This is a genomic window from Microcystis sp. M53603_WE2, from assembly GCF_030065435.1.
Map to the genome: position 1 here is coordinate 1 of NZ_JASJFF010000058.1, position 6,750 is coordinate 6,750.

At 40.9% G+C, this 6,750-nt stretch carries 6 protein-coding genes and 1 pseudogene; 2 read left to right on the forward strand and 5 right to left on the reverse strand.

The window, feature by feature from the left end; all coding sequences use genetic code 11:
• Positions 1-302: 302 nt before the first annotated feature.
• The 3 genes from PX481_RS01360 to PX481_RS29995 form a co-directional block, all read right to left on the reverse strand.
• Positions 303-1,040: an ABC transporter ATP-binding protein gene (locus tag PX481_RS01360; protein ID WP_288024738.1), complete on the reverse strand. Its 738-nt coding sequence runs from the start codon at positions 1,038-1,040 to the stop codon at positions 303-305.
• A gap of 129 nt (positions 1,041-1,169) precedes the next feature.
• Positions 1,170-1,394, reverse strand: a complete 225-nt coding sequence (locus PX481_RS01365; protein WP_041804484.1) for a ferredoxin family protein — start codon at positions 1,392-1,394, stop codon at positions 1,170-1,172.
• 95 nt (positions 1,395-1,489) lie between these two features.
• A complete protein-coding gene (locus PX481_RS29995; RefSeq protein WP_502888583.1) occupies positions 1,490-3,415 on the reverse strand; it encodes a glycosyltransferase in 1,926 nt (641 codons plus the stop codon).
• A 197-nt stretch (positions 3,416-3,612) separates the two neighbouring features.
• Between PX481_RS29995 and tyrS the strand changes: the two genes are divergently transcribed.
• The gene (gene tyrS, locus PX481_RS01375; protein WP_288093286.1) at positions 3,613-4,830 is read left to right on the forward strand and encodes a tyrosine--tRNA ligase; all 1,218 of its coding nucleotides are present in this window, start codon (positions 3,613-3,615) and stop codon (positions 4,828-4,830) included.
• Positions 4,831-4,846: 16 nt separating this feature from the next.
• On the opposite strand, the gene PX481_RS01380 is transcribed toward tyrS, so the two are convergent.
• Positions 4,847-5,083: a ferredoxin-thioredoxin reductase variable chain gene (locus PX481_RS01380; RefSeq protein ID WP_288059891.1), complete on the reverse strand. Its 237-nt coding sequence runs from the start codon at positions 5,081-5,083 to the stop codon at positions 4,847-4,849.
• Between the two features lie 475 nt (positions 5,084-5,558).
• On the opposite strand from PX481_RS01380, the gene PX481_RS01385 reads away from it, so the two are divergent.
• Complete coding sequence (locus tag PX481_RS01385) at positions 5,559-6,389, forward strand: hypothetical protein (RefSeq protein WP_002762900.1); 831 nt, start codon at positions 5,559-5,561, stop codon at positions 6,387-6,389.
• Positions 6,390-6,613: 224 nt separating this feature from the next.
• On the opposite strand, the pseudogene PX481_RS01390 reads toward PX481_RS01385, so the two are convergent.
• Positions 6,614-6,750, reverse strand: a pseudogene (locus PX481_RS01390) (bifunctional sterol desaturase/short chain dehydrogenase); the annotation flags it as partial.

Genomic DNA, 6,750 nt, shown 5'->3' on the forward strand with positions numbered 1-6,750 from the left:
AGGTGGTCAATTACCTAATTTTCAGGGAAAAAATCCCTAAATTTTCCCCCCAATCACTCCAATGGTAGGCACTTTTTCAGGGAAAAAAAGTCTAAAAGCCTTATCCAACAAGGTTTTTAGATTTATTCAGCAAACCCTAAAAGTCTTACCCAACAAGGTTTTTAGATTTATTCAGCAGACCCTATTTAGGGGTTGCTGGCTTATCACCTTGACATCAGGGCCGTAGAGATTTGTACTCAATTACTATCCTATCGCTAAATTCTGGGAAGAAATCAAAATCCCCCTAAATCCTTAACAAATTCCTAATCATCTCGTTTGGCATCATGATAAGCCGCCCCGAGGTATAATTCCCCTACTTTCGGGTTATTGAGTAAATCTTGACCCGATCCCTGAAAACGATCTTGACCACTTTCTAAAACATAACCTCGATCGGACATCATTAGGGCTTTTTTGGCATTCTGTTCCACTAAAATAATTGCAGTTCCCGTCTGATTAATCGCTTTTATCTGTTCAAAAACGCTGGTTACTAAGATAGGAGATAAAGCTGCCGAAGGTTCATCGAGAATTAATAAATCTGGTTGCAACATCAGCGCTCTTCCCATGGCTAACATCTGTCTTTCTCCTCCGGATAAAGTGCCAGCTTTCTGACGACGGCGCTCGTCCAAACGAGGAAACATGGCATAAATGCGCTCTTTTAGGGGTTTAATCGCTTTTTTACTGGTAAAAGCCCCCATTTCCAGATTTTCCTCGATGCTAAGGGATGGAAAAACATTAGCAATTTGGGGAACATAACCCATACCGAGGGGAACGATTTGATTAGATTTCCAACCAGTGATATTTTTTCCCTTAAAAGTGATAGTTCCAGCACTGGGTTTTAATAAACCAAAAATAGTCTTAGCGAGGGTGGATTTTCCCGCACCATTGGGACCGATAACCGTGACTAATTCCCCCGGTGCAATGCGAAAGTTAACCCCTTGCAATATGTATAAATCCTGCACATAACCAGCATAAACTTGTTCAACTTCTAAAAGATAATCCATGGTAAGGTAAAAAGGAGATAGGAGACAGTAATATGAATTATAAATTGGGAAGTGGGAAGCATTTTCAGTGAACAGTAATCAGTGAACTGAAAACTTACATCTGATAACTGATAACTGATAACTGATAAATTAGGGAGTTTTTTGTAAATCGGGACGTTCTTGTGGCAGAATTGCACCTTCGACGGGGCATACTTGTAGACAGATACCACAGTCGATACAAGTGGCAAAATCAATCCAATACCAATCGGTTCCTTTAACATTTTTACCCGGTCCCGGATGGATGCAAGCAACAGGACAAGCGGAAACGCAATCGGCAACCCCTTCACAAGTTCCAGTGACGATCGAATGTGGCACAGTGTTTTCTCCTCTAATTCTTAACATTACTTTACCACTTTTAGGCACTGCCGTGCCAAGATCGGATCATTGTTAGGAAACTTTCTCTTAATTCCCTAAAATATTGGGAGTTTTTTCTTGATCTTAGCAAGAAGTAAAATAGAAGTTTTCGCTAGGGTTTTTACTATTCCCTTACGGGAGGACAAATAGTTAATTTCTTCCCGTAATTCCTGATTATTTTTCTGGAGATAATTATGATTATTTTCTAATTCTTTTAGGGATATTTCCATCTCTTTTATAGTACGATAATCTTGCTGTTGTTTCAGATACATTATCTGTTGTGCTTCCTGTAATTTTCTTAACTCTAACCAGACTTGATTCTGACTTGATTCCTTAGTTTCACTGAGCGCATACTGGAAAAAATTAGTGATTTCTTCCGCTATTGTTTGATTAACTTCAAAAAACTCGATAATATCAATCTTTTCGGGGGTAATTTTGGGGTATAACTTTCTTAAATCTTGGGCGATATTAGAGGAAAAAGCGATGATTCTAGAAGCGGATAAAATTGCATAGTGTTTTTCTAAATCTACTGGTAAATTGCCGTTTTCTTCTGGGAACTCAGAAGCAAGCAAAAGTAGAGAAGGAGTGGTTAAGGGACTGGTATAAAAAGTGGAAATAAATAAATTTGCCTGTAGGCGATCGCAAATATCTTGGATTTTTCTGGCATCCTTTCCCGTACAATTATAATCGTAGGATTCCGCGGGCCAATATTTAAATTCTTCCCATCTTGGTGCGGTGTTATTTCTATCTAAAATAACAATGTGTTGACTAAATTCTAATTGACTCCAATGCTCTAGAATTGAAGACCAAATTCTGGCTAATTTTCGTTGCTTAAGTTGAAAGATCACGCCATCAATAACAATAATTGGGCATCTTTTCCGGGAGATAGCTTGAATTTTTCTGGCATCCTTTCCCGTACAATTATAATCGTAGGATTCTGCAGGCCAATATTTAAATTCTTCCCATCTTGGTGCGCTGTTATTTCTATCTAAAATAACAATGTGTTGACTAAATTCTAATTGACTCCAATGCTCTAGAATTGAAGACCAAACCCTGGCTAATTTTCGTTGCTCAAGTTGAAAAATCACGCCATCAATAACAATAATTGGGCATCTCTTCTGGGAGATAGCTTGAATTGTTTGTAATTTTTCTCGCTCATCTTCCTGTAAAATTATGCCTAAATCTTCCATCTTAACTGGATTGGGTTTAATTTCTATATCCTTAATGTCTGGGTGGGGAATTTTATAGATTTTACACACTTGATAATGTTCCTGTAATGCTTGACCATTACTGCCATGTTCTAAGCCTTGGAGATTTAAATAATATAACCCTAAAATCTCAGGAATTAAAGCCATTTTTTCGCCTTGAATGCCGATTCTTAACCAAAATTCATAATCACCAGCACAGCGAAAATTTTCCTGAAAATAACCATATTTATCGTGCAGCATTTTTCGCCACATTGGTTGAGAACCCACACAACAACCTTGACGCATCTGTTGATAGGAGTAATTTGGCCAATTCCAATGTTTTAAAGCTGGGGTGGTGGCAAAAGTATCATTTTTGAGGGTGGTAATTAATTGATCGGCATAAACCAAGCTAATCTCTCTATTGTTATCTAGATAATTAGCCATAATTTCCAGAGCATTAAAACAGCGACGATCATCAGTATTCCCATTGGTGATATAGGAACCCCTAGCTAGTTTAATAGCACGATTCCAAGCGCGGTAGAGGGTTTCTCGTTCTCTAGTTCTCTGGTAAATAATATTAGGATAATTTTCTTGAAACTCTTGGATAATCTCCCCTTCATTCTCCGGGGAAGCACTATCGATAATAATAAGTTCTACTTCTCCCTTTTCATAAAGAGTTTGAGTAACTAAATCCTCTAAACAACCCTGGATAAACTCCGCTGATTTATAGGTAGAAACAATTACGGAAACTTTGATCCTCTGCACGGGGATAGAGTTATTAAAACTAGGATTCATCGGCTTATCTGATCGCAATTCAAGACAGGGAAATTTTTTGATAATTTTGAAAAAGAAGATTTTAAGACTCTATATTTGATCGGGAGAATTGTCAAGATGTTATCGACTCTTATTGAAGATACCAGTTTATTTACCTTTGGCTTGTTACTTGACATAATAAAAAACTATAATGGGAAGGCTGTGGAAAATGAGCAACAATGACCGTATCTTCCTCCCTAGACTGGTTAACCCGTGGAACCAGTGATTTATTCCCCCATCAACCCGACTCCCAAGATCCTAGGGAAAATTTAACCCAACTACTGCAAACCACCGATCGCCCTTTAAGAATTAAACTAGGTATTGACCCCACCGGCAGCGATATTCACCTAGGTCATAGTATCCCTTTTCGGAAACTGCGTGCTTTCCAGGATGCCGGTCATGTGGCAGTGGTGATTATTGGTGATTTTACCGCTAGAATCGGCGATCCGACCGGAAAATCGGAAGTTAGAAAACAATTAACCATCGAAGAAGTGAGAGCCAATGCCGAGAATTATCTGGCACAATTACGCCCAATTTTAGATTTTAACACCCCTAATCGCCTAGAAATTCGCTATAACTCGGAATGGTTGGGGAAATTAGACCTATCGCAAATTCTCGAACTTCTCTCCACCATGACCGTCGGGCAAATGTTGGCAAAAGAAGGCTTTTCCGAACGCTACGACCGGGAAAACCCGATTTTTCTCCATGAATTTCTCTATCCCTTAATGCAGGGTTATGATTCCGTCGCTGTCGAGGCCGATGTCGAATTGGGAGGAACTGATCAAAAATTTAATATTGCCGTCGGTCGTGATTTGCAGAAATATTTCGGTAAAAAACCGCAATTCGGGCTACTTTTACCGATTTTAATCGGAACCGATGGCAGTCAAAAAATGTCCAAATCCCTGAATAATTATGTGGGATTGCGGGAATCGGCCCTGTCCATGTACTCGAAACTGGAAAAAACCCCCGACGCTTTGTTAAAAGATTATTACGAACTATTGACAAATTTGCCCTTAGATGCTATGGCGAGCAATCCGCGAGAGGCACAAAAACAACTGGCGATCGAGGTAGTTGCCCAGTTTCACGGAGAAGAGGAGGCATTAAAGGCACAAAAAACAGCGCAGGAGATAGTTCTACAGGGAAATACGGCAGCTGCGGCCTCTGTACCCGAATTTTCCCTAGCAGCGGTCACTTTTCCCCTGAAATTATTCTATCTTCTTGCGGCCACCGGCTTATGTAAAAGTAGCGGCGAAGGGAGAAGACAGATTCAGGGGGGTGCAGTCAGAATCGATAGTGAGAAAATCACCGATGTGGACAAAAGTTTTGAGACAGCCGAAGCTTTAACGGGAAAAGTCCTACAGGTGGGCAAAAATAAATTTATTCGCTTTGTAGCTTAAATAAGCGAAAAAGTCCCTATTCGGCGGCTTTTTCCACGATTTCTAACTCAAAATCTCGAAAATGGGCTTTAAACTTTTTACTGAACTCGACGAGGACGGGTAGGTTGGCGCTAACCGGCCTACCACGCCATTCGGTGACAATCCCTTTCACCTCTCCCTCTAGTCCTTTCACGTCAAAAGGATCCGATTTGTGTTCAGGATGGTGATAAACTACCACAGACTCAATTACACGAACTTGATCGCCAACTTTCATAAACTCTCTAGCGAAGACAAACGCCTATTGTATCTTTGAAAACAATCTTATCATTCTACGCCGTATCAGGGAACGGGGAACTGAAAACTCTTAAGATTGAAACCTAGAGCCTGAGCTTTGACGATACTTTTGTTCGTAAGCAGCAATACTGGGAGCAACCTAAGCGTCACCTGTTGTGCAAGGCTGACGGCTAAAACACTGATAACTAGGGCTTGCTGAAAAAATCTAAAAACTTTGTTGGATAAGGCTTTTAGAGTTTTTGTCAATCAAAAAGTACCAGGCATGGGAGTGATCAGGGGGAAAATTGAGGTACTTTTTCTCTGAAAATTAGGTAACTGACTACCTCAAAGTCGGTAAAACCCCACACCCCACACCCCACACCCCACACCCTGCCCCCACGAAAAACTTTTTCAGCCAACCCTAACTACTTAATGATTTGATAGCATGGGGGAAAACCTATAGAGGGTTAAGCGGTATGAGTGACTATAAAGATTCTTCTTCCATGCGCTATTTCCTGGCGGGATTAAAACCCTTTGCCCAACCTTTATTTTGGCTACCGTTAGGAATATTTTCCTTGGCTCTAATTGGTTTGTGGGTATATCAACAGAATCCTGAATGGTTGGGTTCGGTATTAGATACCCCAGGAATGTCCTTGGAGGAGCGGGAAATCCGGGCTAACCAGATTACCGATACTCCTCTCCCCAGTACTGTACCATTGCCAGCCATTCCTGCCCATAATAATACCGCTCGCCTGAACAAACCGGCCTCGACGCAGCCTTTTAATCCTCTAAATACTAATCCCGATAAGAACCAGAAACCCTCCTTATTTGCGCCGTTAATGCCGCAGACTAAGCAAAATCAGGCACCGAAGGCTAGTAAAAGTCTGCAACCGATTCAACTGCGACCGATTAGTGGCGACAGTAGCAATTATCCTTTACAAAGGGAAATCGAAAATCGCTCGCGGACTGCTAACTTGAATAATTCTCCTAATCTCAACCCCGGGGGCAGCCCGAATCAAGTTAACCCCCAGGGAAATTATTCCCCTGAACAACAAAATGTTCAACCCCTACCCTCCTGGAATAATGCCAACCCTAACCCCGTCTCCGGCTCTAGCAACCAATCCAACTATTATCAACCCCCTGTATATCAACCCCCCGTCTACGGCAGTCAACCGAACGTCACTGGTTATCCTAATCAGGGAATGCCACCTAACAATAATGGCACCCCCAATCAAGTCCCACCTCAAAGTATTAACCGAGGTTTCACCATCCAACAACCTATTAATACCAGGTCTTCTGGTTACTAGAGGAACTTAGATAGGGTTTGCTGAATAAATCTAAAAACCTTGTTGGATAATATTTTTAGACTTTTTTGAAATCAAAAAGTACCAGCGATTGGAGTGATTGGGGGGAAAATCCCTGGACTTTTTCCCTGAAAATTAGGTAATTGACCGCCTGAAAATGGGTAAAACCCTACACCCCACACCCCACACCCTACCCCCACCAACAAACTTTTTGCCGCAAACCCTAGTTAGGGTTTTTCCTGATTTTTTGGGGAACGAGTAAATAGTTTTAAGTAGGTAGAAACAGAGAATTCTTTAATTGGAAAGGTGATAAAAGTCAAGGGATTAATAGTAATAATAATATTGCGGCTATCCCTCTGTACCG